Origin of the sequence: Pandoraea morbifera (assembly GCF_902459575.1) — a bacterium.
Lineage (GTDB): Bacteria > Pseudomonadota > Gammaproteobacteria > Burkholderiales > Burkholderiaceae > Pandoraea > Pandoraea morbifera.
Genome location: NZ_CABPSD010000010.1, coordinates 80,798 through 106,259 on the forward strand (window position 1 = coordinate 80,798; position 25,462 = coordinate 106,259).

The window sequence follows — 25,462 nt, forward strand, 5'->3', positions numbered from 1 at the left end:
CGTTCGCCGACCTGCGCCGTGATGCTTGGCAGGGTGCCGGTCGGCACCGCTGCCAGTCCACTCCGGTACGTCTTCAGACATCCTGCACACGGCTCTGACAGCAGCTTCTTTCGTTTTCTCGCTAACGCCCCGGTTACGCGACGGTATGGTTGGCGAGCATTTCCAGCGCGCGCACCATGCCCGAGTGATCCCACGCAGCGCCACCATTGGCGGCGCATGCGTTGAACAGTTCCTGCGCCGTGGCCGTGTTCGGCAGCGACACGCCCAGGGTCTTCGCCGTTTGCAGCGCCAGGTTCAGATCCTTCTGGTGCAGCGCGATGCGGAAGCCCGGTTCGAAGTTGCGCTTGACCATGCGCTCGCCATGCACTTCGAGAATGCGCGACGACGCGAAGCCGCCCATGAGCGCGGCGCGCACCTTGGCGGGATCGGCGCCGGCCTTCGAAGCGAACAGCAGGGCCTCGCCCACGGCTTCGATGGTCAGCGCGACCACGATCTGGTTAGCGACCTTGCAGGTCTGACCGGCACCGTTCTCGCCCACGAGGGTGATGTTCTTGCCCATCAGTTCGAAGAACGGCTTCACGTCGTCGAACGCGGCTTGCGAGCCGCCGACCATGATCGACAGCGTCGCGGCCTTCGCGCCCACTTCCCCGCCCGAGACCGGGGCGTCGAGGTATTCGCAACCGAGTGCCTTGATCTTCTTGGCGTATTCCTTCGTTTCGATCGGCGAGATCGAGCTCATGTCGACCACGATCTTGCCGGCCGACAGGCCTTCGGCCAAACCGTCCTGACCGAACAGCACGGCGCCAACGTCAGGGGTATCCGGCACCATCACGAACACGATGTCGGCACGTTTGGCGACTTCCTTGGCCGACGTGCAGACCGTTGCCTGACCGTCGATCAGGTCTTGCGGGGGCGTGCGGCGCTCGTACAGGAACAGCTTGTGACCGGCGTTTTGCAGATGCTTCGCCATCGGCGCGCCCATGATGCCCAGACCAATGAAACCGAGTTGTGCCATTTCGAGACTCCTTGTTGCCAAAGTTTGAAGTGTTGTCGCTGATACCGGAACGTGTGAGGCCGTCGCGCGCGTCGTGATGGGCGTGCGCGCCCCGGACTCCGGCCGCATGCCCCCTGCATGCGGCCGGCGGGGCCCTTCCTCGTCGAAACCCGGTCAGCCGGAGCGCCCTCGCCAAATGGGACGGGCGCACCGTCGTTCGTCTGCGCGCCGCCGGGGGAGGCGACGCGCTGTCACGGGGGATTGCCGGCGATGTCGCGTCGCGGTCTATCCGACGTGCGGCGCGACCATGCCCCGTTCGATCACGCCGCTTCGCGAAGACCCGCTGCCTTGAACCAGCCGAGGCCTTCGGCGGTCGTCGTGGCGGGCTTGTACTCGCAGCCGATCCAGCCGTTGTAGCCAATGCGGTCGAGGAATGCGAACAGGTACGCGTAGTTGATTTCGCCCGTGCCCGGCTCGTTGCGTCCCGGGTTGTCGGCCAGTTGCACGTGAGCGATGCGCGCCAGGTTCGTTTCGATGGTCTTGGCGAGCTCGCCTTCCATGCGCTGCATGTGATAGATGTCGTACTGCAGGAACAGGTTGTCCGAGCCGACGGCATCAAAAATTTCCAGCGCCTGCTTCGTGCGGTTCACAAAGAAGCCGGGGATGTCGAACGTGTTGATCGGCTCGACCAGCAGGCGAATGCCCTCGGCCTTCAGGGCGTCGGCCGCGAAGCGCAGGTTGCCTACGAGTGTCTCCTGGGCGGCTTGCGTCGACAGATCCGCGCCTTGCTTGCCCACGAGGCAGTTCAGTTGCTTCACACCCAGCGCCTTGGCGTAGGTGATCGCTTCGCCCACACCGTCGCGGAATTCGGCAACGCGATCGGGGAAGATGGCGATGCCACGCTCGCCGGCGTCCCAGTTGCCCGCAGGCAGGTTGTGCAGCACGAGGTCGAGCTGATACTGGTTGAGCCTGTCGGCGATCTGGTCGCGATGAAACGCGTACGGGAACAGGAACTCCACGCCGCGAAAGCCCGCTGCGGCGGCCGCCTTGAAGCGGTCGAGGAACGGCACCTCGTTGAACAGCATGGTCAGGTTGGCGGCAAATTTCGGCATTGCGCTGACTCCTCTCTTTCTCTTTTCAGGGGGTGGTTTCGACGATTTCGATGCAAGGGTGATGCCGGGTTGCGGAGCGCGCGCCTGGGCCGTTCACGGGGTCTAGCCGAAAGCGGAGGGGACGCGCGCGCCCCGCAATTCCGTTCACGTGTCCGGCTTATGCCGTGACCGTGTTGTCTTCCTCCACGACGTCGATGATTTCTTCGAATTCATTGACGTTGTTGATTTCCGTGCCCATGGCGATGTTGGTCACGCGCTCGAGAATCACTTCCACGACGACCGGCACCGAGAACTCGGCCATCAGCTTGCGGGCCTGTTCGAACGCGGGCTGGATGTCGTTCGGCTGGAACACGCGGATCGCCTTCACGCCGAGGCCTTCGGCCACCTTCACGTGATCGACGCCATAGCCGTTCACTTCCGGTGAGTTCACGTTCTCGAACGCCAGCTGCACGCAGTAGTCCATGTCGAAGTTGCGCTGCGCCTGACGGATCAGGCCCAGATACGAGTTGTTCACCACTACGTGGATGTAGGGCACCTTAAACTGCGCGGCCACCGCCAGTTCCTCGATCATGAACTGGAAGTCGTAGTCGCCCGAGATCGCCACGACGTCCGACGACGGCGATGCGACCTTTGCGCCGATGGCGGCCGGCACGGTCCAGCCGAGCGGGCCCGCCTGGCCGCAGTTGATCCAGTGGCGCGGCTTGTTCACGTGCAGGAACTGGGCGGCCGCAATCTGCGACAGGCCGATGGTCGAGACGTAGCGCACGTCGCGGCCGAAGAAGGCGTTCATTTCCTGATACACGCGCTGCGGCTTGATCGGCACCTGATCGAAGTCGGTGCGTCGCAGCATGGTGCGCTTGCGCTTCTGGCAGTCCGCCACCCATTGCGAGCGATCCGGCAGGCGACCGGCGGCTTTGAGCTCGCGGGCCACTTCGACGAACAGCTTGAGCGCGGCCTTGGCGTCGGAGACGATGCCGTAATCCGGGCCGAACACGCGGCCGATTTGCGTCGGCTCGATATCGACGTGGACGAACTTGCGGCCCTTGGTGAAGACATCGACGCTGCCCGTGTGGCGGTTGGCCCAACGGTTGCCGATGCCCATCACGAAGTCCGATGCGAGCATCGTGGCGTTGCCGAAGCGATGCGACGTCTGCAGGCCGACCATGCCCGCCATGAGCGGGTGATCGTCGGCGATGGTGCCCCAGCCCATGAGCGTGGGCACGACCGGCACATTGACGGTTTCGGCGAACTCGACGAGCAGGTCTGCCGCGTCGGCATTGATCACGCCCCCGCCCGAGACGATCAGCGGGCGCTCGGAGGCGACCAGCATCTGGATCGCTTTCTCGATCTGCGCGCGCGTGGCCGCGGGCTTGTACACCGGCAGCGGCTCATACGTTTCCGGATCGAAATCGATCTCGGCGACCTGCACATCGAACGGCAGATCGATGAGCACCGGGCCCGGACGACCCGAGCGCATCAGGTGGAACGCTTGCTGGAACACGCGCGGCACGAGGGCCGGTTCGCGCACCGTCACGGCCCACTTGGTGACCGGCTTGGCGATCGACTCGATGTCGACGGCCTGGAAGTCTTCCTTGTACAGACGGGCGCGCGGCGCCTGACCCGTGATGCACAGGATGGGGATCGAGTCGGCCCACGCCGAATACAGGCCCGTGATCATGTCGGTGCCCGCCGGGCCCGAGGTGCCGATGCACACGCCGATGTTGCCGGCCTCGGCACGGGTATAGCCTTCGGCCATGTGCGACGCGCCCTCGACGTGGCGTGCGAGCACGTGCTCCACGCTGCCGGCCTTGCGCAGCGCCGAATAGAACGGGTTGATGGCGGCACCGGGCACACCGAACGCGGTGGTGATGCCTTCCTTCTCCAGCACGCGGACGGCGGCCTCTACGGCGGTCATCTTGGCCATGTGACTCCTCCAATGGGTAATGAGTATTGAGCTTGGAGGTCACTTTAAGCCGGTACGATTTGTTTGATAAGATCACAAAAGATCGTTTTTTTAAGAACAAAAAGTATCGAATGGAGACGTGATGGATCGCTACAAACAGATCGAAACCTTTGTGCAGGTGGCCGAGGCCGGCAGTCTGGCCGCCGCCGCACTGAAGGAGGGCGTCTCGCCGGTGATTCTCGGGCGGCGCATCGATGCGCTCGAGAAGCGCCTCGGGATCAAGCTCATGTATCGCTCGACGCGGCGGCTCGCGCTCTCGGAAGAGGGCGGCGCGTTCCTGGAGCGCTGCAAGCAGTTGCTGGGCGACTGGGAGATGGCAGAGAACGAGATCAGCGCGGGGCGCCACGCGGTCTCGGGACACCTGATCGTCTCGGCCCCGGCGGCCTTCGGTCGCAAACACGTGGCGCCGCACGCGCCGGCGTTTTTGCGCCAGCATCCCGAGGTCCAGATTTCGTTCAACCTGACCGATCGTGTGGTCGACATCGTGCGCGAGGGCTACGACATGGGCATCCGCATCGGCGGATCGGTCGACCCGAACTTTGTGGCGGTCAAGCTCGCCCAGAACCGGCGCGTCGTTTGCGGCACCCCGGCGTATTTCGCACGTCACGGCCGCCCGAAGACGCTCGAAGACCTGTCGAAGCACAATTGCCTCGCTTTCAACCTTCAGGGGGGACAGCAGCGAGGCTGGTACTTCAAGCGCCAGGGCAAGCTGGTGACGATTCGCGTGGCGGGCAGCCTGGACTGCAACGACGGGGAGTTGCTGCACCGCTGGGCGCTGGAGGGCCTGGGCCTCGGCTGGCGCTCGACCTGGGAAATCCAGCGCGAGCTGCTCTCCGGCGAGCTCGAAACGGTGCTCGACGAATATGCGCTGCCCGACTACGACATTCTCGCGGTCTATCCCCAGCAGCGATTTCAACCGGCTCGGGTGCGGCTTTTCATCGACCAGTTGCGCCAGATCTATTCACGCCCGAACTATTGGCTGGAAAACGTCTGAGGCGGGCGCCGCGATCCGGGCGATGCAGGGCTGGACAGGGAGGGAAGGTCCGTCCCACGGCGCGTCGGCGGTACCCGGCAGGGCGGCCGCGGGGTGGCCCGATGAACCCGATAGGGCGGGAGTTGATGATCGACATGAAATCCGATAGAATCGCGGGTTCTGCAACCTTGCTGCACTGGTTCTGACGCCCAGGCGGCTTTGTCCATAAGGAGCTCATATGCGTCATTATGAAATCGTATTTATCGTTCACCCCGATCAAAGCGAGCAAGTGCCTGCGATGATCGAACGCTACCGCAGCACGGTCGAAGGCCGTCAGGGCACGATTCACCGCGTCGAAGACTGGGGCCGTCGTCAACTGGCCTACATGATCGAGAAGCTGGCGAAGGCTCACTACGTGTGCATGAACATCGAGTGCGACCAGGAAACCCTGGACGAGCTGGAACACGCATTCAAGTTCAACGACGCCGTTCTGCGCCACCTCGTGGTCCGCATGAAGAAGGCCGAGACGGCGCCGTCGCCGATGATGAAGGAAGTGGCCCGCGAAGAAGCCAAGAAGGCTGCCGCGACGCCCGCTACCGAAGCCGCCGCTTCGTAATTAGCGCACCGGAACGCATCAGGGCGCCAACGGAACCGTCGACCGCGTGAATCGCTTACGGCTCGAGGCCAGCATCGTCGAAATCGGCACGCTGCGCCATACCCCGGCCGGGCTCCCCGTGATCGATGTGACATTGGCCCATGCGGGAACCACCGAAGAGGCGGGCGTGGCCCGTCAGGTGGAATTCTCGATACCGGCAGTTGCGATCGGTCCCATCAGCGCCAACGTCATGGCGCTGGGACTCGAGAAACCGGCTCAGTGGGCAGGGTTCCTCGCCAAGAAGCATCGCAATAGCCGCACCCTGGTGTTTCACATCACTGCATTGCAAGCATTTGAAAAGGATTGTTGAACATGCCGCGTCCTAACGGTAAAAACAAGAAGTTTGATCGCCGCCGCCAACAGCAAAACCCGCTGTTCAAGCGCAAGAAGTTCTGCCGCTTCACCGTCGCCGGTGTCGAGCAGATCGATTACAAGGATGTCGAAACGCTGAAGGACTTCATCGGCGACAACGGCAAGATCACCCCGGCTCGCCTGACGGGCACCAAGGCGCACTACCAGCGCCAACTCGATACGGCCATCAAGCGCGCGCGTTTCCTGGCGCTGCTGCCGTACACCGATCTGCACGGTGCTTAATCGCCAGTCGACGAAGGAGAATAGATAATGCAAGTGATTCTGCTGGAAAAGGTCGTCAACCTGGGTAACCTGGGCGACATCGTGAAGGTCAAGGACGGTTTCGCACGTAACTTCCTGATCCCGAGCAAGATGGCTCGCCGCGCCACCAAGGACGCGATCGCCGAATTCGAAGTTCGCCGCGCCGAACTGGAAAAGGCCGCCGCCGAGAAGCTGGCCGCCGCACAAGCCGAAGGCGAAAAGCTGGCTGGCCTGACCGTGCAAATCTCGCAGAAGGCCGGCGTTGACGGTCGTCTGTTCGGCTCGGTCACCAACTTCGACATCGCCGAAGCCCTGGGCGCCCAAGGTTTCAAGGTCGAGAAGATGCAAGTGCGTCTGCCGAACGGCCCGCTCAAGACTGTGGGTGATTTCCCGGTCCAGGTGGCATTGCACACGGACGTCCTCGTCGACGTGAACGTGTCGGTGCTCGGCGAGCACGCCTAAGTCGTACCCGCGTCAGCTTCCGACGCGAACAAAAGACGGAAGTCGGTCCCGCCGGCTTCCGTTTTTTTATGTCTGTCCGTTCTGTCGTGCAGGCTGCCGGAACGCCCGGTTGCCGGTCATGCGCTCTGTCTCTGCCGACCGACCCCCGGCCGCGCCTTCCCCTTGCACGTTTGTCACCGCTCGATAGCCTCGTCTTATGCTGCCTCCAGGGAAACTGCTGAACAAACCCCGCTCGGAAAAGTCGTCGCGCAAGCGGGATTTCGCCGGGTCGGATCGGGATCGCGGGAACGGTATAATGCCCGGCATGAACGCGCCCGATCCCCAGCTCGATTCACTCAAGGTGCCGCCGCACTCCATCGAGGCGGAGCAATCCGTGCTCGGCGGGTTGCTGCTCGATAACAGCGCGTGGGATCGTATCGGCGACTTCGTCGCCGAATCCGACTTCTATCGCTACGATCACCGGATCATCTACCAGCACATCGGCCGCCTGATTGCCAGCGACCGTCCCGCCGACGTCATCACCGTCTTCGAGTCGCTCAGTTCCGCCGGCAAGGGCGACGAGGTGGGCGGTCTCGCCTACCTGAACGCCCTCGCACAGAACACGCCGAGCGCGGCGAACATCCGTCGCTACGCGGAGATCGTGCGTGACCGGGCCGTGCTGCGCAAGCTCGTGACGGTGGCCGACGAGATTGCGTCCGACGCCTTCAACCCGCAGGGCAAGGAAGTGCGCCAGATGCTCGACGAGGCCGAGGCGAAGGTCTTCGCCATCGCCGAAGAGGGTTCGCGAAGCACGAGCGGGTTTCTCGAGCTGCAGCCGCTGCTCACCCAGGTGGTTGAGCGCATCGACGAGTTGTACCACCGCGAGGGCGGCAGCGACATTACGGGCATTCCGACGGGCTTCGTAGATCTGGATCGCATGACGTCGGGATTCAATGGCGGCGACCTGATCATCGTGGCCGGTCGCCCGTCGATGGGCAAGACGACCTTCTCGATGAACATCGGCGAGCACATCGCCGTGGAGGAGGGGCTGCCCGTCGCGGTGTTCTCGATGGAAATGCCGGGCACGCAGCTCGCCATGCGTATGCTGGGTTCGGTCGGCCGCCTCGACCAGCATCGGTTGCGCACCGGCAAGCTGGTCGACGAGGACTGGCCCAAGCTAACGCATGCGATGCAGAAGATGAACGAGACACAATTGTTCGTCGATGAAACGCCGGCGTTGAACCCGATGGAACTGCGGGCGCGGGCGCGCCGCCTGGCGCGTCAGTGCGGCAAGCTCGGCCTGATCATCATCGATTACCTGCAGCTCATGAGCGGCTCGGGCGGCGGCGAAAACCGGGCGACCGAGATTTCCGAAATCTCGCGCTCGCTCAAGGGGCTCGCCAAAGAGCTCAACGTGCCGGTGATTGCACTCTCGCAGCTCAACCGAAGCCTCGAACAACGCCCGAACAAGCGTCCGGTCATGTCGGATTTGCGTGAATCGGGCGCCATCGAACAGGATGCCGACATCATCCTGTTCATCTATCGCGACGAAGTTTACAACCCTGACACGCCCGACAAGGGCACCGCCGAGATCATCATCGCGAAGCAGCGTAACGGTCCGATCGGCCATGTGCGTCTGGCGTTCATCGGTGCCTATACCAAGTTCGACAATCTGGCAGGGCCGCAGTACTGACGCATCGATTTCCCCTCGTGTGCAAGGGCGTGCGGTGAAGCACGCCCGCGACGAGGTAGAATGTGACGTTTTTGTGTCGCCCCGTCCCCAATCAATACCCGGAGTTTTCCAATAATGTTCGGTCGCTTCATGCCCACCGAGGGCAAGTTCTTTGACCTGTTCAACCAGCACGCCGAGTGCATGGTTGCCGGCAGCCGCGAGCTGTCCGCCATGCTCAACGACCTGCCCAATGCCGAGGCACGCACCGTTGCCGTGCAGAACAACGAGAAGAAAGCGGATCGCATCACGCACGAGACGATCGATCTGATGCACAAGACGTTCATCACGCCTTTCGACCGCGATGAGATCCACAAGCTGATCAGCACCATGGACGACATCCTGGATCTGATGGAAGACGTGGCGACGGCAGTGTGGATGTATGACGTCAAGAGCGTGCCGGCCGAGGCACGTACGCTGGGCGAAATCTGCGTGAAATGCTGCGAGCGTGTGCAAAGCACCGTGGCGCTGCTCAGCGACATGGATCGCGCGAGCGAGATTCTCAAGCTGTGCGAGGAAATCGACGGCCTGGAATCAGAGGCCGACCGGCTGCTGCGCGCGTCGCTGTCGAAGCTGTTCCGCGAAGAGTCCGACGTGAAGGAGCTCATCAAGCAGAAGGCCGTGTCGGAACTGCTCGAGTCGGTGACCGACAAGTGCGAAGACGTTGCCAACATCATCGAAGGCATTGTGCTGGAAAACGCCTGAGCGGAGACTGTCGATGGCAACGCTGCACATCAGCCTCTGGCTGGTCGGACTACTGATCGCACTCGCGCTCCTGTTCGATTTCATGAATGGCTTTCACGATGCCGCCAACTCTATCGCCACGGTGGTGTCGACGGGCGTGCTCAAGCCGCATCAGGCGGTGGCCTTTGCCGCCATGTTCAACATCATCGCGCTGTTCATCTTCCACCTGAAGGTGGCGGCGACGGTGGGCAAGGGCACGGTGCACCCCGAGATCGTCGATCACTACGTGATCTTCGGCGCGCTCGTCGGAGCGATCGCCTGGAATATCATCACCTGGTACTACGGCATCCCGTCGAGTTCGTCGCACGCGCTGATCGGCGGTCTGGTCGGCGCCGCGGTGGCCAAGGCGGGCACGGGTTCGCTCGTGGCAAGCGGTCTGCTCCAGACCGTGGCCTTCATCTTTCTCTCGCCGCTGCTCGGCTTCGTGCTCGGCTCGTTCTTCATGCTGCTGGTGTCGTGGCTGTTCTTCCGCACGCCTCCGGCGCGCGTGGACCGCTGGTTCCGTCGCCTGCAACTGGTCTCGGCCGGCATGTACAGTCTGGGCCACGGCGGGAACGACGCCCAGAAGACCATTGGCATTATCTGGATGCTGCTGATTGCGGCGGGCTTGTGGCCGCAGGAAGCGGCGGAACCCCCGCTGTGGGTGATCGTCGGCTGCTACCTCGCCATTGGTCTGGGGACGATGTTCGGCGGTTGGCGCATCGTGCGAACGATGGGCCAGAAGATCACCAAGCTCAAGCCGGTGGGTGGCTTCTGCGCGGAAACGGGCGGCGCTTTCACGCTGTTCTTCGCGTCGTGGCTGGGCGTGCCGGTTTCGACCACGCACACGATCACCGGCGCCATCGTCGGCGTGGGCGCCACGCGCAAGCTCTCCGCCGTGCGTTGGGGTGTCGCGGGCAACATCGTTTGGGCCTGGGTCCTGACGATCCCGGCATCGGCATTCATCGCCGCCATTGCCTGGTGGGTCGGCAAGCAGATCCTGTAATCCCTGGGCGGGGTATGCGCGCCGCCGCGATCGCGGAGCGCCCCCCGCCGGACGGCGAGAAAAGCGGCTCCGGCCGCTTTTTTTGCGTCGGCCTGTCGCGCAACGCGCCATGCCGGGATTGATGTCACGTATCGCCTCGATCGGGATAATCAATTTCTATAGTTTTTGGCGATTGATTATTATTTTCCCATAGTATTTTTTCTTTCCCGAGGAGGCTACCATGGCTGCATTGATCCACCGCTCGCTGCGCAACCGCCCGCTGAGCATGCTCATGGGCGTAGCGATCAACATGGGTGGCGCGGCAACCTTGCTCGCACATCTGCGTTGACCCACTCGCCTGCGCCGCAAGGAGGCATTGATGCAACGAGACGTATTTGAACGAGAGCTGGACCGCGAGGGCTTCACGCAACGGGTGACGGTAACGCGCGACGCCGGCGATCTGGATGTGCATGTGCATCCCTTCGAGGCAAAGGCGCTGATTCTGTCGGGTGAGATCGCAATCCGCGTCGGCGCGGAAGAGCGCGTCTACCGCGAGGGCGACGTCTTTCACTTGCGCGCCAACGAACCGCACGCCGAGCGCTACGGACCGACAGGGGTGATGTACCTCGTCGGCCGCAAGTGATCTACATCGAACTGTTGGCGAATCGGGCGATCGGGTCGTCGTCCTGCGACGGCGGGGTCGAGAGATTGGCGGTGCTGCTCGGCGGCAACACCCGAGAGGTGTCCATCGGCGAGGGTGTCGAGGCCGTGAGCGGCCTGTCATTGGGCGCGGCACTCGCTGGCGGTTCGGTGGTGCCGGCGGTGTGGTTGGTATAGGCGTTATACGCGGCGATCGCCGGTGTCGGGCTCGGCGCCACGTTTGGCTTCTGCGCTTCGACGGGCGCGGGCGATGGCGTCCGGTTCACGTATGTCGTGTTCCCCGCAGGCGCCTTGTTGGCTGCTACGCGGCGCACACCGTCGATCCGTCGCGCCCAATACGGGATGTAGAGACTCTCCAGACGCACCGTGCCGCCAGAGTTCGGTGCGTGCACGAATTTGCCCTGTCCGACGTAAATGCCGACGTGCGAGTGTGCGCGTCCGGTCGTATTGAAAAAGATGAGATCGCCCGAGGCGAGCTCGTCGCGCTCGAGCACGGTGCCGACGCCGCTCATGTCAGCCGTGGTGCGCGGCAGGTTCACGCCGGCGGCGCGCGCCACGACATAACGCACGAGTCCGCTGCAATCGAATCCGGAATCCGGTGTGTTGCCGCCATAGCGGTAAGGAATGCCGACGAGACTCATCGCTTCGAGCGTGATTTCCTCCTGGCCGGCGCTGCGCTCGGGACCCATCGTGCGGTTGCCATAGTTGGCACTGCTGCCCGATCTGACCGACGGACCGGACGAGCAAGCCGCAACCAGTAGTGTGAGCGCCAACACGGCGATGCTTCGCCAGGGCGCGTTCAGCACTGTCGCCGACGACGGTGCGTGGCGAGCCGCAAAGCGAGATGTGCTGAGTGAACGCTGGTTTCGCATGGGCCGAGTTTACGACGCTTGCCGCACGAATGCATCGCAGAAGTGCCAAATCACACGCATTCTGTGGCATCGATGTCACAAATTCACCAATTCCGGGGCGGTTTCGTCATCCGCGCGCCGTATCGACGGCAAGCCCGTGTCGGGCCGGCGACGCTCATGAGGTACAAAAAAACGGCGCCCGAAGGCGCCGTCGACTTGAGCATGGCGGCTCGCGAATCGCGTGACGTCGTCAGAGAATCTCGGCGGCGTAGTCGGCCAGGCGCGAGCGTTCGCCGCGAGCAAGCGTGACATGTCCGCTGTGTCCCCAGCCCTTGAAGCGATCCACCACATAGGTGAGGCCCGAGCTGCCTTCGGTGAGGTACGGCGTATCGATCTGCGCGATGTTGCCCAGACAGATCAGCTTGGTGCCGGGCCCGGCGCGCGTGACGAGCGTTTTCATCTGCTTTGGCGTGAGGTTCTGCGCCTCGTCGATGATAACGAATTTGTTCACGAACGTGCGACCGCGCATGAAGTTCATGCTCTTGACCTTGAGTCGCGAGCGAATCAGCTCCTGCGTGGCCGCGCGACCCCATTCACCGGCAGAGTCGTCGGTCTTCTGCAGCACTTCGAGGTTGTCGTCGAATGCACCCATCCACGGTTGCATCTTCTCTTCCTCGGTGCCGGGCAGGAAGCCGATGTCTTCACCGACCGGTACGGTGGCGCGCGTGATGATGATCTCGTTGTAGCGCTTCTCGTCGAGTGTCTGCGCCAGACCGGCGGCCAGGGCGAGCAACGTCTTGCCCGTGCCTGCCTGGCCGAGCAGCGTGATGAAGTCGACTTCGGGATTCATCAACAGGTTCAGCGCGAAGTTCTGCTCGCGGTTGCGTGCCGTGATACCCCACACGTTGTTCTTGTGGTGCCCATAGTCGCGCAGCGTCTGGAGCAGCGCCGTCTTGCCGTTGATTTCCCTGACTTGCGCGTAGAAGGGCGCCTCGCCGTTGTTCGTCTCCAGGTAGACGAACTGGTTGATGAGGAAATTGGCGCACAGCGGCCCGGTAATGCGGTAGAAGGTGGTGCCGGTCCGGTTGTCCTGCCAGCTCTCCATGCCCTTGCCGTGCTTGGTCCAGAAATCCGGCGGCAGGGCCATCACCCCCGAGTACAGCAGATCGCTGTCTTCGAGCACCTTGTCGTTGAAGTAATCTTCCGCGGGCAGGCCGAGCGCGTGCGCCTTGACGCGCATGTTGATGTCTTTCGACACCAGCACGACCTGACGATCGTGGAACTTGTCCTGCAAGGCACGCACGACGCCCAGAATCTGGTTGTCGGCTTTGCCCTGCGGCAGTCCTTCGAGCGGCGGTACCTCGGGCAGGTCGGTCTGGAAGTACAGGCGCCCGGTGGCGTCCTTGTTGCCGAGGCGTGAAAGCGGAATGCCTTCGGACATCGACTTCGTGCCGCTTTCCGCGACCAGTCCGTCGAGCGTACGGCTCACCTGGCGCGCGTTGCGCGCCACTTCGGACATTCCCTTCTTGTGGTTGTCGAGCTCTTCCAGCGTCATCATCGGAAGATAGACGTCGTGCTCTTCGAAACGGAACAGGCTGCTCGGATCGTGCATGAGCACGTTCGTGTCCAGCACGAAGAGCTTGGCCGGTTCCATATCCTTGTTGCGAGCACGCTTCGAGCCCGCCGCCGACGGCTTCACCGCCTTGAGCGAGGTGGACGCACCGGCGGAGTCCGGCGACGACGGCGACTGGGGCGAGCGTGCGACAGGCGACGGCTGTGAGGCAGTCTGCGTCGCCGGGGGTGTCTTGGGGACAACCTTCAATTCGGCCGTGCCGGGGGATCCGGCGGTACCCGCTGCACCGGACGTCTCGCCCAGTGCATGTTGTTCAGACGAGGGGATCGGTTTCTTGGCCTCCGTGCGCGAAGGTTTGAGGCGAGTGGGGAATTGTTCCGGGGCAAGCAGCGAGCCCGGTTTGGTCGGCGCCGATGGCAATGGCATAGATTTCCCGTTCAAGAAAACACAACACAACTCGGCCGGGACACACGGCGGTGCAACACGTCCCGGCAACAAAAAAGCCGCCTGCCCGGACGCACCGGAGAGGCGGCTTGGCTGAAGGCGCCGCCGTGGCGACGCCTGCAATAGTCTCGTTCAATGCGCTTGATCATTACGGCTGACTATATCGTCTCTGGCCGTGCTTGTATAGCGTTGAATGCCGTTGCCGGCGGGCGTCATCGGCCTGGTTGCAACACGGCCCGGGACAGCGCCATCGCCGGACGCTGCCGATCAGAGCGCCTGAACGGCAGCCAGGACTTCCGCGACGTGATCGGGTACTCGCACGCCACGCCATTCCTGGCGCAATACCCCTTTTTCGTCGATCAGGAATGTGCTGCGCTCGATACCCATGTGTTCCTTGCCATACAGTTTTTTCAACTTGATGACACCGAACAACTGGCACACCGCTTCGTCCGCGTCGGAAATCAGCGGGAAGGGCAGCCCGAGCTTCTTCTGGAAGTTCTCGTGCGAGCGCAGGCTGTCGCGAGAGACACCGACGACCTGCGCGCCCGCCACCTGAAACTGGTCGTACATGTCGCGGAAGTTCATGCCCTCCGTGGTACAGCCGGGTGTATTGTCCTTCGGGTAGAAATAGATCACGACTTTCTGGCCGCGAAGCGCGTTGAGCGAAAAATCGCCGCCGGTGGCCGGTGCGGTGAAATCGGGCACGAGGGTGTCGATGGCTACCGTCACTATGGTCTCCTTGGGTGGCCTTGCGAGGCCGGAACGGGAAGTGGATCGGGGCTCAGGCGCTCGCCGCCTGGCCTTCGAGAATCAGATCGCCGGAGCGGCCCGGGATTTCACCCCAGACGACCGGATGCGCGGGCAGCGCGGCGAGGTCGAGCGTCTCGTAATACTGGCCCATGGTCACCAGATCGTGCCCCTGGCGACGCCATCCGGCCAGCACCTGGCGGAACAGCGGGGCCAGCTTCTGGCCTTCGAGTTCCGCGTGCAACGTGAACACATGATCTTGCGCCGGATCGCGAGTCAGGGCAAGCAGGTGCTCGGCCACACCGTTGATGTCACGACCGTCGACGCCCAGCAGCTCGTCGACGGTGGGCAGCGTCGTCGGCATTTGCACGTGATTCAGGCGCACGCCGTCGACGACGGGATAGTGCGGCGCACGGCCACGACCGTCCGACGCATACTTCATGCCCCACGCATCGATCTGACGAAAGGCATCGTTGTTCATCTGCCAGCCGGCGGCACCATGCGTAAGTGGCGGCGTGCCAAAGATCTGCATGAAGCGCGCGTATGCCTGCGACATCTGTCGCTGGGTCCAGGCGGCGTCTCGGGTGCGTACGTTATCCTGCCAATAGGTGTGGTCCCACGTGTGGATGCCGGTCTCGTGGCCGGCGCCTTGCACCGTGCGCATCACATCCGCCGCACGGCGGCCGATGTCCGGGCCGGGCAGGAGCGTGCCGTACATCAGCGTCTTGAATCCATAGTGTTCGACAACCGACGTACGCGAGACTTTCTTCAGGAAGCCGGGGCGGAAGACGCGCTTGAGCGCCCAGCCGGTGTGATCCGGTCCGAGGCTGAACAGGAACGTCGCCCGTGCATGGTGCTCGGCCAGTGCGGCGAGCAGGTTGGGCACGCCTTCACGCGTGCCGCGCAGCGTGTCGACGTCGATCTTCAGAACAATCTTGGCCATAGCCGACCTTGTGTGGGGCATCGCGGGCATGCGGTGCGATGCCGGGAATGTCGAATTCCGTTGCCGATGGAAAAACGCCCGATGCGCCAAGGGCGCACCGGGCGTGCAGTGCGTATGCCGCCGCCGTGGCCCGCGACACCGGAGTGGCGGGCCGGACGGGTGCCGCGGTCATCCCCGCGAGATATCGGGGAATGGCGCGCAATAGCGCGTTATTCGCCCTCGACCAGACGGCGGGCTTCGGCGACGTGACCGCGATACGCTTCGAAAATCTTGCGCAGCGCGTCGTCCATCGACGTAGTCGGCGCCCAGCCAAGTTCCTGCATCGTGTTGTCGATCTTCGGCACGCGGTTCTGCACGTCCTGGTAGCCGTTGCCGTAGTACGCGCCCGACGACGTTTCGACGAGCTGCACCTTCTTGGCGGTCTCGGCGTATTCCGGGAATTCGGCGGCGAGCTTGAGCATCATGTGGGCCAGCTCGCGCACCGAGAAGTTGTTCTTCGGGTTGCCGATGTTGTAGATCTTGCCGCTGGCAACGTTGTCCTTGTTGTCGATGATGCGCACCAGGGCGTCGATACCGTCGTCGATGTCGGTAAAGGCGCGCTTCTGATGACCGCCGTCGACCAGGCTGATGTTCTCACCGCGTGCGATGTGGCCGAGGAACTGCGTGACCACGCGCGAGGAACCTTCCTTCGGCGTGTAGATCGAGTCCAGGCCGGCGCCGATCCAGTTGAACGGACGGAACAGCGAGAAGTTCAGGCCTTCCTGCATGCCATAGCCCCAGATCACGCGGTCCATGAGTTGCTTCGAACAGGCGTAGATCCAGCGCGGCTTGTTGATGGGGCCGTAGATCAGCGGCGAGTTTTCCGGATCGAACTCGCCGTCGGTGCACATGCCGTAGACCTCGGAGGTCGACGGGAACACGAGGTGCTTGCCGTACTTGACGGCCGAGCGCACGATCGGCAGGTTCGCCTCGAAGTCGAGTTCGAACACACGCAGCGGCGCCTTCACATACGTTGCCGGCGTGGCGATGGCCACGAGCGGGAGGATCACGTCGCACTTGCGGATGTGGTACTCGACCCACTCCTTGTTGATCGTGATGTCGCCTTCGAAGAAGTGCATGCGCTCGTGGTTGACCAGATCGCCGAGGCGATCGGTGAGCATGTCCATGCCATAAACTTCCCAGTCGGTCGTCTCCAGGATGCGCTTCGACAGATGGTGGCCGATGAACCCGTTGACACCGAGAATCAGGACTTTTTTCATATTGCGGTCAGTGATTGAGCTGGGAAAACTGTTCCGGCGTGACAGGCTTGCCGTCCAGCGTTAGTTCATGAATGGCGATGGCATTTCCGTCGCCGCAAATGCCGAGGAGCGCATTATCCACTACTTGCAGTCCGCAGGGCAAACCGGCCGGCGTCGGGACGCGTGACAGGCGTGCCCGTGCGACCACCCAGCGGCGGCCCGCCAGATCGGTGAATGCGCCCGGATAGGGCGGGGCGACGGCGCGAATCAGGTTGTAGACGTGCTGCGCGGGTTGCGACCAGTCGATCCGGCCGTCCTCCGGCTTGCGTCCCCCAAAGTAGCTGCCCGACGCGAGCGCGTTGACGCGACGCGGCGCCGTGCCTGCGATCAGTCCCGGCAGGCATCGCCAGAGGGTTTGCTCGGCGGCCACGGTGACCTTCTCGAACACCATGCCTGCCGTATCGTCCGGCAGGATGGGCACGGCCGTCTGGTCGATAATCGCGCCGGCATCGGGTTTTGCGGCCATTTCATGCAACGTGGCGCCGGTTTCCGTTTCGCCACTCAAAACCGCCCAGTTCACCGGCACGCGCCCGCGGTACTTCGGCAGCAGCGAACCATGCATGTTGAAGGCGCCGCGTGGGGCGATCTCCAGCACCGCCACCGGGATCATGTGGCGGTAATAGAACGAGAAGATGAAATCCGGGGCCGCCTCGCGGATGCGCGCGGCGAGCGCGGGATCGGCGGGGTCGTCGGGGGTGACGACCGGGATGCCATGCTCGGCGGCGACGCCGGCAACGCTGCCGAACCAGATGTTCTCGTTCGGATTGTCCTGATGCGTGACCACGAGCGCGACATCGACGCCGCGCGCGAGCAGCACTTGCAGGCAGCGGACGCCCACGTTGTGATACGCGAAGACGACCGCGCGGGCGGTGTTGGGGGCCTGAGCGCTCATGAGGTGTGCGATCCCAGCTCGGCGGCGCCGGTGGCGCCAGAGGCGGTTGCGGGGGCGACGCCCGGCTCGGCCGCGTTCGCGCCGCTGCCCACACGACCGGCCGGCGGGGCTTCCAGCACGGCCTGCACCAGATAGCGCGGACGCTGGCGGACTTGCTGGTAGATGCGTCCGATGTACTCGCCGAGCAGGCCCATGCCAAACAGAATCACGCCGAGCAGGCAGAACGTGACGGCGAACAGCGTAAATACGCCCTGGACTTCGGAGCCGAAAATGAAGCGTCGTGCGATGAGGACGACGAACAGCAGGCCCGAGGCCACCGACAACGTGATGCCCACGCCCGACAGCCATTGCAGCGGCACGACCGAGAAGCCCGTTACGAGGTCGAAATTCAGGCGGATCAGACTGTAGAGCGAGTACTTCGACTCGCCTGCGAAGCGCTCCTCGTGGGCCACGTCCACTTCCGTGGGGTTCTGCGCGAAGGTGTACGCGAGCGCCGGAATGAACGTATTGATTTCTCGACACTGATTGACGGTGTCGACGATGTGGCGGCTGTAGCCGCGCAGCATGCAACCCTGGTCGGTCATGCGAATGCGGGTAATGCGCTCGCGAAGACGGTTCATGGCGCGTGAGGCATTGCGGCGGAACCAGGTGTCCTGACGATTCATGCGCACCGTGCCGACGTAATCGTGACCCGCCGCCAGTTGGGCGACGAGTTTGCCGATTTCCTCGGGCGGGTTCTGCAGGTCGGCATCGAGCGTGACGACCCATTCGCCGCGTGTATGTTCGAAGCCGGCCAGAATGGCCATGTGCTGGCCGTAGTTGCCGTTGAACAGCACGACGCGCGTGACGTCGGGGCGCGCGCGATATTGTTCGGCAAGCAGCGCGGCCGAGCGGTCGCGGCTGCCGTCGTTGACGAACACCACTTCGTAAGTCACACCCAGCTGGTCGAGTGCCGGGTACAGCCGGGCGAACAGGGCGGCGAGGCCGGCCTCTTCGTTATAAACCGGGATGACGACGGAGAGTTGTGGACAATTCATTTTTGGTGATCAGCGCAAATGGCGTTAACGGCTTCGCAGACGCGAGCGACGTCGGCATTCGTCATGGCGGGGAAGAGCGGCAGTGTGAGAATGGCTCGGCCGAGACGTTCCGCGATCGGGAACTGCCCCTCATGGAAGCCGAGCGCCCGATACATTGTAAACAGGTGGATCGCGGGGTAATGGACGCCGCTGCCGATGCCGCGCGATTTGAGCTTTTCCATGAAGCCTGCGCGGTCGATCGTGAGCTTGTCGAGCGGCAGTTCGATCTGGAACATGTGCCAGTTCGAATTCGTGAAATCGGTCGGTGGCAGGCCGAGCCCCAGCGCCACGGCCGGTCCGCCCGCGAGCGTGTCGAAATAGCACCGCGCCAGCTCCGTGCGGCGGCGGTTGAACTGTGCCAGATGTGGCATCTGGCCGAGCCCCACGCGTGCGGCAACGTCCGTCAGGTTGTACTTGCCGCCAAGCACGTCCACGTCCATGCCGTCGAAGCCCGTGCGGGTCACGCCCTGCAGGCGGTACTTTTCCGCCAGGCGTGCTTCGTCTTCGTTGTTGAACACGAGTGCGCCGCCCTCGATCGAGGTCAGGTTCTTGTTGGCGTGAAAGCTGAACGACACCAGATCGCCGATGGCGCCAATGCGCTCGCCGCGCCACGTCGAGCCCATGGCCTGCGCGGCGTCCTCGACCACGCGCAGCTTGTGCCGGCGTGCGATGTCGTACAGGCGATCCATGTCAAGGGGCAGTCCCGCCAGATAGACGGGGATGATCGCGCGCGTGCGGGGCGTGATCGCTTTTTCGAGCAGATCGAGATTCAGATTGCGCGTGACGGGGTCCACGTCGACGAATACGGGCGTGGCGCCCACTTCGAGGATGACGTTGGACGTGGCAACCCACGACAGCGGCGTGGTGATGACTTCGTCGCCGGCCTTCACGCCTGCGATGCGCAGTCCGATTTCAAGCGTTGCGGTGCCCGAATTGAACACGCGCACGGGGCGATTGCCGAAATATTCGGACAGTGCCTTCTCGAAGGCCTGCACCTGCGGGCCCGAAGTGATCCAGCCCGAGCGCAGCACTTCGGTCACGCCGGCGATGGTGGCGTCGTCGATGCTCGGCCGGGTGAACGGCAGGAACGGTTGATTCGATTGAGGGGTTGCCGAGTCGCTCATGATGTAAGACGAAGCCTCAGGTAAGCGGGGAGCAACGCGCGCGCCCGGGGGGGCAGGCGATGGCGTCGAACCCACGAAGCCGCGCAGCGTCAGCTGCGGGCCAGAATATAAACACCGACCAGAATGATGCCGATGGCCACGATCCGCTGCATCGACAGCGTCTCGCCAAACAGGTACCAGGCGGCGATCGCGTTGACGACGTACCCGAGCGAGAGCATGGGATAGGCGATCGAGACCTCAACGCGCGAGAGTGCCAGAATCCAGACGACCACACTGATCGCGTAGCAGACGAGGCCGCCCATGATCGGCACCTGCGTTGCGAGCTTGATGCCGATGGGCACGATGTTCGCGCGCGTGAATTCCATGGCACCGATAGCGTTCGCGCCCGCCTTGAGCAACAACTGTGCGCACGCATTGAGCAGCACGCCCGTGAGAATAAGTGAAAACGTAGCGAGGTTCATGGAACGTTTGTGAACGTTTGTGAATAATTTTGGACGCTGCGACTTGGCCAGTCCCGGCACCGTCGTGCGGCGTCAGGCGCTTTCCCCGTTCTTGCCATTGCCGGCGGTATCCACGCGTGTGGCGCCGGTTGAAACAATTAGCGCGCTATTTTACGTCGTCTTCCGGCTGAGGTTTCGAGATCACGACCCGCCGCGTGTCGCGCGCGATGATGCGCATGGGCAGGCGTTCGGCCTCCAGCTTGTCGAACGTACCCGGATCGACCAGCGCGAGGGCCTTCGGATCGGCCCGCCACCGCGAATAGAAGTCGGCGAGCGTGGGCAGCCATTTCTGCGGTTCCTGCTTCACGCCGAACTCGAGTTCATCCGGATGCTGCACCATGATCATCGTGTGCCCGAGGTAGTAAGGCAGGGTGTGATCGAGCACGTTCACGGAATAGAAGGGGACATTCGGCCCGAGGCGGGCCATCTCGGCCTTGATGGCCGGCACGAGCAGCACGCCCGAACTCTGGCGGCCGAACACCTCGTGTCCCATGCCGCCCACCGTCACGAGCAGCAGCATGGCGCCCGAGAAGGCGAGCAGGGCGCGCCGCGCGCTGTGGCGCGCGAGCCGCCACGCCACGAACGTTCCCGCCAGGCCAAGTCCCACGGCCACGTACAGCCAGATCTGGAATGCCTTGTAGAGCTCGTTCGGATTGCGCACGCTGCCGGCGCGGCCGACGAAGATTGCCACCATCACAAGCGCCGCGATCAGGAATATCGCATAGCCGGCCATGTGCATGCGAACGGTGTCGCGCCGCAACTGCGCGAGATACAGCCCGAAAAGCAGCGCCATGGCCGGCGCAATGGGCAGCAGGTAAGAAATCAGCTTGGAGTGCGACGCGCTGAAGAACAGGAAAATGAATGCCGACCAGACCCAGAGCATCAGCGCCGGCGCGAAGCCGTTCGGCTGTCGGGGCATGCGCAGCGTGGCTCGCACGGTGCCCGGCAGTACGGACAGCCACGGCAGGAAGCCGACGATGAACACCGGCACGAAGTACCAGGGGGCGCCGTCGCGGTTGTGGCCTTCCATCGCGAAGCGGCGGAAATGCTCGTGGATGAAGAAGAAATCGAAGAACTCGGGGTTGCGCGACTGCACGAGCACGAACCACGGCGCGGCGATCGCGAAAAAGACGATCAGGCCGCTGCCCAGATAGAGTCGCCGCCACAAGGCCCAGTCCCGCGCCACGAGCGTGTAGATCACCAGCACGGCGCCAGGCAGCACGACGCCGACGAGGCCCTTGCTCAGCACGGCAAGCGCCATGGCCGCCCAGCACAGCCACATCCAGCCGCGCACCGCGCCGCGATCGAGCCCGGGGCGCTGGGCCTGCAGCAGCGCGCACAACGACAGCCCCATGAAGAACGACAGGCCCATGTCGAGCACGTTGAAGTGTCCGAGCAGCGACCACAGCGGCGCGCTGGCCAGCGCGGCGGCGGCGAACAGGCCGACGCGGGCGTTGAACACGCGGCGACCGGTGTAGCCCACCATCAGCACGCCGGCAAAGCCGGTCAGCGCCGTCCATAGTCGTGCCTGCCACTCGCCGAGGCCGAAGGCGGCAAACGTGAGCGCGTTCATCCACGTTTGCAGCGGTGGTTTCTCGAAATACTTGTAGCCGTTGTAGCGCGGCGTGATCCAGTCGCCGGTCGCCCACATCTCGCGCGCCATTTCCGCATAGCGGCCCTCGTCGCTCGCGATCAGGTGGCGGTAGTCGAGTACGCCGAACCAGACCAGGGCGAAGCTCAGGAGCAGCAGCCAGAAGGCGACGGGCGACAGGGGGTAGGCGGACGGCGTCGCGTCGCGGGGGGGCGCGGGCGTCAGGGCAGGCGCAGCGAGAGGGTCCGTGCCCGGCAGGCCGGAGGCGAGCGGACGGCGGCTCACTCAGTCGCCTCGGGCTCGATGAGCAGGGCGAGCACGACGCGGCGCCCCTCGCTCATCAGGATGTTATAGGTGCGGCAGGCCGCTTGCGTGTCCATGGAGTCCACGCCGATGCGTGCGCTCGTCAACGACGTCGTCAGCCGGGGATGGGCGAAGCGCAGGCGCGAGCCGCTGCCGAAGATGACGACCTCGGGGTCGAGGTCGCGCAACAGATCGAAGTCGCCGGGCGTGAGTGCGTCGAAGCGCGACACCGGCCAGTGCTGGATCTCGCCCTCGGGCGCAATGATCACGCTCTGGTCGTGGCGAATCTTGTTGACTTCGACATAGCCGCGGCCGTAGCCGGTCACCGTGTTCAAGGCTTGCGACGGGTCTTGATGCAGTTTCACTTTCGAAAGATTCCCTACCAGGGGTTGCCCAGTGGTGGATGAGCGTCGGCGCGGTGTACGACGGCCGGGCATCTTGCCTCGCGTCTTGCAAACCGTCAATGATGCATTGCCGAACTCTGTCATAATTGGCTAAATTATAGCTTTTTGCCGTACGCAGCACGGCAAAACCGTTGCAGTGCGGCATTTGCCACGCCAAAACCGGGGAAAAGCGGTGTCCCGAGCGCTTTGCGCACCGGTCCGCGCCGTCGCCGGTGTGTCGTGCGTCCCGCCTGCTGCCGGCCCGACCGGCCCCCTGCGTCGCCCGCCAAGACCACAACCGCCGTGAAACCGATCCTCAAATCGCAGAAATTGCAGAATGTCTGCTATGACATTCGTGGGCCCGTGCTCGAACATGCCAAGCGCATGGAAGACGAAGGTCATCGCATCATCAAGCTGAACATCGGCAATCTGGCGCCGTTCGGTTTCGAGCCGCCCGACGAGATCGTGCAGGACATGATCCGCAACCTGCCGAATTCGGCCGGCTATTCGGACTCGCGGGGCGTGTTCGCGGCGCGCAAGGCGATCATGCATTACTGTCAGCAAAAGCGCATCAAGGACGTGCAGCTCGACGACATCTACCTTGGCAACGGGGCGTCGGAGCTGATCGTGATGGCGATGCAGGCCCTGCTCAACGACGGCGACGAGGTCCTCGTCCCCGCGCCCGACTATCCGCTGTGGACGGCGGCGGTAAGCCTCTCGGGCGGCACCCCGGTCCACTACCTCTGCGACGAGCAGGCGGACTGGCAGCCCGACCTCGCCGACATTCGGAAAAAGATTACGCCGAACACGCGCGCGATCGTCATCATCAACCCGAACAATCCGACCGGCGCGCTGTATTCCGACGAACTGCTCAGGGAGATTGTCGCGCTCGCGCGCGAGCACAAGCTCATCATTTACGCCGACGAGATCTACGACAAGATCATCTACGACGGCGCCGAGCATACGTCAATCGCCTCGCTGTCCGAGGACGTCCTCACGATCACGTTCAATGGCCTGTCCAAAAGCTATCGCGCGTGCGGTTACCGCGCGGGCTGGATGATCGTGTCCGGCGACAAGCGCCCGGCGCGCGACTATATCGAAGGGCTGAACATTCTGGCCTCGATGCGTCTGTGCCCCAACGTGCCCGGGCAGTACGCCATTCAGACGGCGCTGGGCGGTTACCAGAGCATTCAGGACCTGATCGTGCCGGGCGGGCGGCTGTACGAGCAGCGCGAAATCGCGCACCGCATGCTCACCGATATTCCCGGCGTGACCTGCGTGAAGCCGAAGGCGGCGCTGTACCTGTTCCCGCGTCTCGATCCGGCGGTGTACCCCATCGCCAACGACCAGGAATTCATCCTCCAGTTGCTGCTCGAAGAAAAGGTCCTGCTGGTGCAGGGCAGCGGCTTCAACTGGATGCACCCCGACCATTTCCGTGTCGTGTTCCTGCCTCACGAGGGCGACCTGGAAGACGCCATCAGTCGCATTGCCCGCTTCCTTGACGGTTATCGCCGTCGCCACGGCAAGTGATGCGCGCCAACCGATTTCGACTTTTGAGTAAAACTGCATGAATCCGATCAAATTGGGCCTCCTCGGCCTTGGCACGGTAGGCTATGGCGCCTTCCAGGTACTGGCTCGCAACCAGGAAGAAATTCAACGTCGTGCCGGCCGGGGTATCGAGATCACGAAGGTCGCGGTGCGCAACGTCGAACGCGCGCGCGGCCTCGTCGGCCAGGCGGCCGTCGTGACGGGCGACCCGTTCGAGGTGGTCAACGATCCGGACATCGATGTCGTGGTCGAGACCATCGGCGGCTATGACCTCACGAAGGAACTGGTCCTCAAGGCGATCGAGAACGGCAAGCATGTGGTCACCGCCAACAAGGCGCTGCTGGCCGTGTATGGCAACGAAATCTTCGCCGCGGCGCGCAAGGCCAACGTCATGGTGGCCTTCGAGGCCGCGGTGGCCGGCGGCATTCCCATCATCAAGGCCCTGCGCGAAGGGCTCACCGCCAACCGCATCCAGTGGATCGCCGGCATCATCAACGGCACCACGAACTTCATTCTCTCGGAGATGCGCGACAAGGGCATCGACTTCGACGTGGCGCTTGCCGACGCACAGCGTCTGGGCTATGCCGAGGCCGACCCGACGTTCGACATCGAAGGCGTCGACGCCGCCCACAAGCTCACGCTCATGAGCGCCATCGCGTTCGGCGTGCCGGTGCAGTTCGATCGCGCCTACGTCGAAGGCATCACAAAGCTCTCCGCGCTCGACATCAAGTACGCCGAAGAGCTGGGCTACCGCATCAAGCTGCTGGGCATCACGCGTCGTGCCGAGGCCGGCATCGAACTGCGCGTGCATCCGACGCTCATCCCGGCCAAGCGCCTCATCGCCAACGTGGAAGGCGCCATGAACGCCGTGCTGGTGCAGGGCGACGCCGTGGGCGCCACGCTTTACTACGGCAAGGGCGCGGGCGCCGAGCCGACGGCCTCGGCCGTGGTGGCCGACATCGTGGACGTCACGCGTCTGCAGACGGCCGACCCGGAGCACCGCGTGCCGCATCTGGCGTTCCAGCACGACGCGCTGTCGAACACGCCGGTACTGCCGATCGACGAAGTCACCACCAGCTATTACCTGCGCCTGCGCGTGGTGGATCGTGCCGGTGTGATGGCCGAACTCACGCGTATTCTCGCGGACCTGGACATCTCGATCGACGCGTTGCTGCAGAAGGAATCGCGCGAAGGCGAGCACCAGACCGACATCATCATCCTGACGCACCAGACCCAGGAAAAGCACATCAACTCGGCCATCGCGAAGATCGAGGCCATGGAGACGGTGCTCTCGAAGGTCACGCGCATCCGCATGGAGGCGCTGAGCTGAGTCGATCGCGCG

25 protein-coding genes are annotated in these 25,462 nt (G+C 63.5%); 11 read left to right on the forward strand and 14 right to left on the reverse strand.

The window, feature by feature from the left end:
* Positions 1-133: 133 nt before the first annotated feature.
* From glxR to gcl, 3 genes are all read right to left on the reverse strand, one after another.
* The gene (glxR, locus tag PMO31116_RS16760) at positions 134-1,123 is read right to left on the reverse strand and encodes a 2-hydroxy-3-oxopropionate reductase (protein WP_425494803.1); all 990 of its coding nucleotides are present in this window, start codon (positions 1,121-1,123) and stop codon (positions 134-136) included.
* 191 nt (positions 1,124-1,314) lie between these two features.
* Positions 1,315-2,106 (reverse strand): hydroxypyruvate isomerase, encoded by a 792-nt coding sequence (gene hyi, locus PMO31116_RS16765; protein ID WP_150567735.1) that lies wholly within the window; start codon positions 2,104-2,106, stop codon positions 1,315-1,317.
* A 157-nt stretch (positions 2,107-2,263) separates the two neighbouring features.
* A complete protein-coding gene (gene gcl / locus PMO31116_RS16770) occupies positions 2,264-4,030 on the reverse strand; it encodes a glyoxylate carboligase (protein WP_150567736.1) in 1,767 nt (588 codons plus the stop codon).
* A gap of 121 nt (positions 4,031-4,151) precedes the next feature.
* On the opposite strand from gcl, the gene PMO31116_RS16775 reads away from it, so the two are divergent.
* From PMO31116_RS16775 to PMO31116_RS16815, 9 genes are all read left to right on the forward strand, one after another.
* Positions 4,152-5,063 (forward strand): LysR family transcriptional regulator, encoded by a 912-nt coding sequence (locus PMO31116_RS16775; RefSeq protein WP_150567737.1) that lies wholly within the window; start codon positions 4,152-4,154, stop codon positions 5,061-5,063.
* A gap of 217 nt (positions 5,064-5,280) precedes the next feature.
* Complete coding sequence (rpsF, locus tag PMO31116_RS16780) at positions 5,281-5,658, forward strand: 30S ribosomal protein S6 (protein ID WP_150567738.1); 378 nt, start codon at positions 5,281-5,283, stop codon at positions 5,656-5,658.
* Between the two features lie 46 nt (positions 5,659-5,704).
* A complete protein-coding gene (gene priB, locus PMO31116_RS16785; RefSeq protein WP_023596313.1) occupies positions 5,705-6,007 on the forward strand; it encodes a primosomal replication protein N in 303 nt (100 codons plus the stop codon).
* Positions 6,008-6,009: 2 nt separating this feature from the next.
* Entirely contained in the window at positions 6,010-6,291 is a 282-nt protein-coding gene (gene rpsR, locus PMO31116_RS16790; protein ID WP_010803800.1) for a 30S ribosomal protein S18, read from the forward strand.
* A 27-nt stretch (positions 6,292-6,318) separates the two neighbouring features.
* Positions 6,319-6,771, forward strand: a complete 453-nt coding sequence (gene rplI / locus PMO31116_RS16795) for a 50S ribosomal protein L9 (protein ID WP_150567739.1) — start codon at positions 6,319-6,321, stop codon at positions 6,769-6,771.
* 304 nt (positions 6,772-7,075) lie between these two features.
* Positions 7,076-8,443 (forward strand): replicative DNA helicase, encoded by a 1,368-nt coding sequence (locus PMO31116_RS16800; protein WP_150567819.1) that lies wholly within the window; start codon positions 7,076-7,078, stop codon positions 8,441-8,443.
* Positions 8,444-8,557: 114 nt separating this feature from the next.
* Positions 8,558-9,184, forward strand: a complete 627-nt coding sequence (locus PMO31116_RS16805) for a DUF47 domain-containing protein (RefSeq protein ID WP_150567740.1) — start codon at positions 8,558-8,560, stop codon at positions 9,182-9,184.
* Between the two features lie 13 nt (positions 9,185-9,197).
* The gene (locus PMO31116_RS16810) at positions 9,198-10,208 is read left to right on the forward strand and encodes an inorganic phosphate transporter (RefSeq protein WP_023596308.1); all 1,011 of its coding nucleotides are present in this window, start codon (positions 9,198-9,200) and stop codon (positions 10,206-10,208) included.
* Between the two features lie 358 nt (positions 10,209-10,566).
* The gene (locus PMO31116_RS16815; RefSeq protein ID WP_150567741.1) at positions 10,567-10,830 is read left to right on the forward strand and encodes a cupin domain-containing protein; all 264 of its coding nucleotides are present in this window, start codon (positions 10,567-10,569) and stop codon (positions 10,828-10,830) included.
* 1 nt (position 10,831) lies between these two features.
* On the opposite strand, the gene PMO31116_RS16820 is transcribed toward PMO31116_RS16815, so the two are convergent.
* The 11 genes from PMO31116_RS16820 to PMO31116_RS16870 form a co-directional block, all read right to left on the reverse strand.
* Positions 10,832-11,653, reverse strand: coding sequence for a C40 family peptidase (locus PMO31116_RS16820; protein ID WP_246185341.1), 822 nt, complete (start codon positions 11,651-11,653; stop codon positions 10,832-10,834).
* 295 nt (positions 11,654-11,948) lie between these two features.
* On the reverse strand, positions 11,949-13,697 hold the full coding sequence (locus PMO31116_RS16825) for a PhoH family protein (RefSeq protein ID WP_150567743.1): 1,749 nt from the start codon (positions 13,695-13,697) through the stop codon (positions 11,949-11,951).
* Between the two features lie 285 nt (positions 13,698-13,982).
* A complete protein-coding gene (locus PMO31116_RS16830) occupies positions 13,983-14,444 on the reverse strand; it encodes a peroxiredoxin (protein ID WP_150567744.1) in 462 nt (153 codons plus the stop codon).
* 52 nt (positions 14,445-14,496) lie between these two features.
* Complete coding sequence (locus tag PMO31116_RS16835; RefSeq protein ID WP_150567745.1) at positions 14,497-15,405, reverse strand: polysaccharide deacetylase family protein; 909 nt, start codon at positions 15,403-15,405, stop codon at positions 14,497-14,499.
* Positions 15,406-15,614: 209 nt separating this feature from the next.
* On the reverse strand, positions 15,615-16,664 hold the full coding sequence (locus PMO31116_RS16840) for a bifunctional UDP-4-keto-pentose/UDP-xylose synthase (RefSeq protein WP_150567746.1): 1,050 nt from the start codon (positions 16,662-16,664) through the stop codon (positions 15,615-15,617).
* A 7-nt stretch (positions 16,665-16,671) separates the two neighbouring features.
* On the reverse strand, positions 16,672-17,595 hold the full coding sequence (locus PMO31116_RS16845) for a formyltransferase (protein ID WP_150567747.1): 924 nt from the start codon (positions 17,593-17,595) through the stop codon (positions 16,672-16,674).
* Positions 17,592-18,632, reverse strand: coding sequence for a glycosyltransferase (locus PMO31116_RS16850; protein WP_246185342.1), 1,041 nt, complete (start codon positions 18,630-18,632; stop codon positions 17,592-17,594). The genes PMO31116_RS16845 and PMO31116_RS16850 overlap by 4 nt, the downstream gene beginning before the upstream one ends.
* Positions 18,629-19,795, reverse strand: coding sequence for a DegT/DnrJ/EryC1/StrS family aminotransferase (locus tag PMO31116_RS16855; protein ID WP_150567748.1), 1,167 nt, complete (start codon positions 19,793-19,795; stop codon positions 18,629-18,631). Before PMO31116_RS16855 ends, PMO31116_RS16850 begins: the two co-directional genes overlap by 4 nt.
* 89 nt (positions 19,796-19,884) lie before the next feature.
* Positions 19,885-20,256 (reverse strand): SMR family transporter, encoded by a 372-nt coding sequence (locus PMO31116_RS16860; protein ID WP_150567749.1) that lies wholly within the window; start codon positions 20,254-20,256, stop codon positions 19,885-19,887.
* Between the two features lie 145 nt (positions 20,257-20,401).
* On the reverse strand, positions 20,402-22,111 hold the full coding sequence (locus tag PMO31116_RS16865; RefSeq protein WP_425494806.1) for a glycosyltransferase family 39 protein: 1,710 nt from the start codon (positions 22,109-22,111) through the stop codon (positions 20,402-20,404).
* Between the two features lie 56 nt (positions 22,112-22,167).
* Positions 22,168-22,554 (reverse strand): Mth938-like domain-containing protein, encoded by a 387-nt coding sequence (locus PMO31116_RS16870; RefSeq protein ID WP_150567751.1) that lies wholly within the window; start codon positions 22,552-22,554, stop codon positions 22,168-22,170.
* Between the two features lie 321 nt (positions 22,555-22,875).
* On the opposite strand from PMO31116_RS16870, the gene PMO31116_RS16875 reads away from it, so the two are divergent.
* A complete protein-coding gene (locus tag PMO31116_RS16875; protein WP_174971404.1) occupies positions 22,876-24,102 on the forward strand; it encodes a pyridoxal phosphate-dependent aminotransferase in 1,227 nt (408 codons plus the stop codon).
* A gap of 37 nt (positions 24,103-24,139) precedes the next feature.
* Positions 24,140-25,450: a homoserine dehydrogenase gene (locus PMO31116_RS16880; protein ID WP_150567753.1), complete on the forward strand. Its 1,311-nt coding sequence runs from the start codon at positions 24,140-24,142 to the stop codon at positions 25,448-25,450.
* The last annotated feature ends 12 nt before the right edge of the window (positions 25,451-25,462 follow it).

Excerpts from the sequence above, each read along its gene's own strand:
- PMO31116_RS16850 (WP_246185342.1), bottom strand. The coding sequence starts at position 18,632 with ATGAATTGTCCACAACTCTCCGTCGTCATCCCGGTTTATAACGAAGAG.
- gcl (WP_150567736.1), bottom strand. The coding sequence starts at position 4,030 with ATGGCCAAGATGACCGCCGTAGAGGCCGCCGTCCGCGTGCTGGAGAAG.
- PMO31116_RS16860 (WP_150567749.1), bottom strand. The coding sequence starts at position 20,256 with ATGAACCTCGCTACGTTTTCACTTATTCTCACGGGCGTGCTGCTCAAT.
- hyi (WP_150567735.1), bottom strand. The coding sequence starts at position 2,106 with ATGCCGAAATTTGCCGCCAACCTGACCATGCTGTTCAACGAGGTGCCG.
- rpsF (WP_150567738.1), top strand. The coding sequence starts at position 5,281 with ATGCGTCATTATGAAATCGTATTTATCGTTCACCCCGATCAAAGCGAG.
- PMO31116_RS16810 (WP_023596308.1), top strand. The coding sequence starts at position 9,198 with ATGGCAACGCTGCACATCAGCCTCTGGCTGGTCGGACTACTGATCGCA.
- PMO31116_RS16880 (WP_150567753.1), top strand. The coding sequence starts at position 24,140 with ATGAATCCGATCAAATTGGGCCTCCTCGGCCTTGGCACGGTAGGCTAT.
- PMO31116_RS16825 (WP_150567743.1), bottom strand. The coding sequence starts at position 13,697 with ATGCCATTGCCATCGGCGCCGACCAAACCGGGCTCGCTGCTTGCCCCG.
- PMO31116_RS16845 (WP_150567747.1), bottom strand. The coding sequence starts at position 17,595 with ATGAGCGCTCAGGCCCCCAACACCGCCCGCGCGGTCGTCTTCGCGTAT.
- PMO31116_RS16815 (WP_150567741.1), top strand. The coding sequence starts at position 10,567 with ATGCAACGAGACGTATTTGAACGAGAGCTGGACCGCGAGGGCTTCACG.
- rplI (WP_150567739.1), top strand. The coding sequence starts at position 6,319 with ATGCAAGTGATTCTGCTGGAAAAGGTCGTCAACCTGGGTAACCTGGGC.
- PMO31116_RS16805 (WP_150567740.1), top strand. The coding sequence starts at position 8,558 with ATGTTCGGTCGCTTCATGCCCACCGAGGGCAAGTTCTTTGACCTGTTC.
- PMO31116_RS16775 (WP_150567737.1), top strand. The coding sequence starts at position 4,152 with ATGGATCGCTACAAACAGATCGAAACCTTTGTGCAGGTGGCCGAGGCC.
- glxR (WP_425494803.1), bottom strand. The coding sequence starts at position 1,123 with ATGCGGCCGGAGTCCGGGGCGCGCACGCCCATCACGACGCGCGCGACG.
- PMO31116_RS16800 (WP_150567819.1), top strand. The coding sequence starts at position 7,076 with ATGAACGCGCCCGATCCCCAGCTCGATTCACTCAAGGTGCCGCCGCAC.
- PMO31116_RS16835 (WP_150567745.1), bottom strand. The coding sequence starts at position 15,405 with ATGGCCAAGATTGTTCTGAAGATCGACGTCGACACGCTGCGCGGCACG.
- PMO31116_RS16840 (WP_150567746.1), bottom strand. The coding sequence starts at position 16,664 with ATGAAAAAAGTCCTGATTCTCGGTGTCAACGGGTTCATCGGCCACCAT.
- rpsR (WP_010803800.1), top strand. The coding sequence starts at position 6,010 with ATGCCGCGTCCTAACGGTAAAAACAAGAAGTTTGATCGCCGCCGCCAA.
- PMO31116_RS16855 (WP_150567748.1), bottom strand. The coding sequence starts at position 19,795 with ATGAGCGACTCGGCAACCCCTCAATCGAATCAACCGTTCCTGCCGTTC.